The organism is Cellulomonas sp. IC4_254, assembly GCF_011603975.1.
GTDB lineage: Bacteria > Actinomycetota > Actinomycetes > Actinomycetales > Cellulomonadaceae > Cellulomonas.
Genome location: NZ_JAANNB010000294.1, coordinates 1 through 3,111, shown reverse-complemented (window position 1 = coordinate 3,111; position 3,111 = coordinate 1). Strand labels below are relative to the sequence as shown.

2 protein-coding genes and 2 tRNA genes are annotated in these 3,111 nt (G+C 78.3%); all 4 read right to left on the bottom strand.

Annotated elements, in window-relative coordinates; translation table 11 throughout:
• Positions 1–1,380: PQQ-binding-like beta-propeller repeat protein (locus tag G6556_RS18010; protein ID WP_166944406.1), on the bottom strand; the 1,380-nt coding region annotated here is incomplete at its 3' end.
• 125 nt (positions 1,381–1,505) lie between these two features.
• Positions 1,506–1,577: transfer RNA gene (locus G6556_RS18005), tRNA-Gly, on the bottom strand.
• A 103-nt stretch (positions 1,578–1,680) separates the two neighbouring features.
• Positions 1,681–1,753 (bottom strand) — tRNA-Leu (locus G6556_RS18000).
• Between the two features lie 216 nt (positions 1,754–1,969).
• Complete coding sequence (locus G6556_RS20045) at positions 1,970–2,983, bottom strand: methyl-accepting chemotaxis protein (RefSeq protein WP_166944404.1); 1,014 nt, start codon at positions 2,981–2,983, stop codon at positions 1,970–1,972.
• Positions 2,984–3,111 lie beyond the last annotated feature (128 nt).

Sequence of the window (3,111 nt, the reverse complement as noted above, 5' to 3'; positions counted from 1 at the left end):
GGCCCCGTCGTCGCCGCGCCCGTACAGGATGCCGCCCTGGGTCCACACGGTGTCGACCCCCGGCGGCAGCGGCGTGCTCCAGGCCCGCCGCCCCGACCCGAGCGCGTACGCCGCGAGCACGGGCGCCCCGGAGTCCGGGTCGCGCTCGGCCCGCAGCAGGTGCACCCCGTCGGTCATGAGCCGGTGGTCGGCGAGCACGCCGCCCTCCGTGGTCCACCGCTCCTCGCCGGTCACGGCGTCGACCGCCCACAGGGTGCTGCCACCGCTGCCGTAGACGACGCCGTCGAGGAGCAGGCGGTTGGTCGGCGCCATCCCGTCGGACGGCCGCTCCCACAGCACGGCTCCGGACCGGGCGTCGACGCCGCGCAGCAGGCGCTGCAGCGTCCCGTCGGCGACCTCGACCAGGAGCACGTCCGGGGCCGAGCCGTCGTCCGGGGCCAGGCCCTGCACCTGGCCGTCGGCCGCGCCGGTCCGGGAGCCGTCGGTGCCGAGCAGCAGCGTGCGGCTCGAGCCCTGGAGGTCGACGACCCGGTCCCCTCGCACGACGGCGACCCCGGCACCGCCGGCCAGCACGCCGCCGGTGCCGGCGTCGACGGCCCAGGTCGCGCCGACCGCGGATGCGAGGACGTGGCCCCCGGCACGGGACAGCCAGCCGACCCCGGGGGCCGGCGGGTCCGGCAGGTCCGCGGCCCAGACCTGCTCCCCGGTCCGCACGTCCGTCGCGACCAGGCGGACGCCCGCCTCCCCCGGGGTGCCGACGACGAGGGTGCCCCCGACGACGACGACCGAGGCGCCAGGGTCGAGGTCACGGTCGGTGCGCACCGCGTGGTCGCCCAGGTGGACCTCGACCAGCCGGGTCGCCGCCGCCGCACCGGACGCGCCCCGGTAGTCGGTGACCACGCACCACAGCGACCGGGCCGGCCCGTCGGTCCCGGCGTCGCAGGCCACGGCGCGGTCGGACAGGCCGGGCGGCGGCGGGTCGGCCACGTCGACGCTCCAGACCTCCTCGCCGACGGCGGGGTCGATGCCCACGACGCGCAGGGGGTCGGACCGGCCGCCGTCCACGGGCGCGGCGAGGAGGCCGCTCTGGGTGTGCACCGCGCCGGGCAGCGCCGAGGCCAGCTCCGGTGTCGCCGTCGCCGTGCCGTCCAGCGGCGGGGTGACCGTCGTCGCGATCACCCCGGGCGTCGCACGCAGCCGGTCGGCCGTCGCCTCCGTCCGGGCGTCCGCCGCCACCTGCCACCCGACGACCGCCAGCACGGCGGCGACCGGCAGCGGCCACCAGCGGCGCAGCACCGTGCCCGCGCGACGGGCCCGCTCCGGTGCCGCGGGCGCGCCGACGTCGTCGAGCTGCACGTCGGCCATGCGTCCCGCCCCCATGCGCGTCAGCGTAGGCGGGCGACCCCGCCGCCGGGGCGGGTTCCGCGGCGCTCGGCGCAGCGCGCGCCCGAGCGGGGATACGACAGAGCGCCCGGGCAGCAGGTGCCCGGGCGCTCTGACCGCGGAGCGGACGACGGGATTCGAACCCGCGACCCTCACCTTGGCAAGGTGATGCTCTACCACTGAGCCACGTCCGCGCGGCCTCGTCGTCGACCCGTTCCCGGGCCGCGAGGCGAGATAGGACAGTACAGGGCGCACGGGGCTTTGGCGAAACCGGCGGGCCGGGCGCACGGGCACGGGTGCCCCGAGTGGGATTCGAACCCACACTGGATCGGGTTTGAGCCGATTGCCTCTGCCGTTGGGCTACCGGGGCGCCGGACCAGGCTACCGGTGGGTGCCCGGTGCCCGGGCCACCCCGGCGAGCACCACCCACGTGGGCCGGGCGGCCACCACTCAGCCGGCCGGGCCGTGCTGCACTGGGCCGGTCCCCCTGGTCTGAGGGGTCCGCGGGGACCCGACGGCGGCGGGGCCGGGACAGCACTCCCGGCCCCGCCGCCCTCGCGCGGTACGCCGCCGGCGCCGTCCGGCGTCAGCCCTCCTGCACCAGCGCGCCGTACCAGCCGAGACCCTCGTAGGTCTCGTAGCCCGGCGTCGCCGCGAACCCCACGGTCCGGCCGTCCTCCTCGTACGCGCCGGAGGCCCGGTCGCCGGCCCGGAGCGCGACCCGCTCGGTGAGCACGCCCGCGCGGTCCGACGCCGCGAGCACGAGACCGCCGCGGTCGAGGATCAGCACCCGGGTGCCCTCCCGCTCGCCCGGCCCGAGCCGGACGCCGTCCACGATCGCCTGGGCCTGCCGCTCCCAGTCGAAGAACACGCCCAGCGCACCCAGCGGACGACCGTCGGCGCGGCCGCCCTCGCGCACCGCGGTGGCGTACGTCGCGGTCAGGGCACCGAGCGCGCGGTTCGGGGCCACGTCGAGCGCGGCGTAGTCGTCGCCGGAGCGGGTGGCGGTCGCGGCGCGGAACCACGGCTCGTCCCGGACGTCCGAGCCGAGCACGCCGGCGGCGCCGCCGGAGCCCGCCCGCGCGACGACCCGCCCGGACGCGTCCGCCAGCCACAGGTCCAGGTACACGGTGTAGCTGCGCAGGATCGTCGCCAGGCGGTCCCCGGCGTGCCGCGCCGCCGCCGGGTCCCCGGTCGACAGCGCGTCCACCAGCGCCGCGTCCGTCGCCCACCACCGCACGTCGCACGACCGCTCGTACAGGTTGCGGTCCATCAGCTCGATCACGTTCAGCGCCAGGTCGGCGAGCCGCTGCCCGCGCACCCGGCCCACGAGCTCGTGCCCCAGGACGGTGAGCTCGTCGATCCGCGGCCGCAGCTCGGAGGACAGCTCCTCGGACAGCGCCCGCGCCCGGTCGGCGACCTCGCCGACCTCCCGCGCGACGACCGCGAACCCCGCGCCCGCCTCGCCGACCCGCGCCGACTCGATCAGCGCGTTCAGGGCGAGCATCTTGGTGCTGCGGGCGACCTGCTCGATGCCCTGCAGCTTCTCGCCCGTGACCCGACCGACCTCCTCGGCCAGCCGCACGACCCGTTCCGGCACGACGCGTCCCTCCGACGACAGCAGTCCCCCGACCTGCCCGGCCTATCGGCGGGCGGGGGCGTGCGCTGAGCGGCCCGGGGGCGCGGGTTCGGGCGGCGGCCCGGCGCGGTGCTGCCCGGCGCGGCACC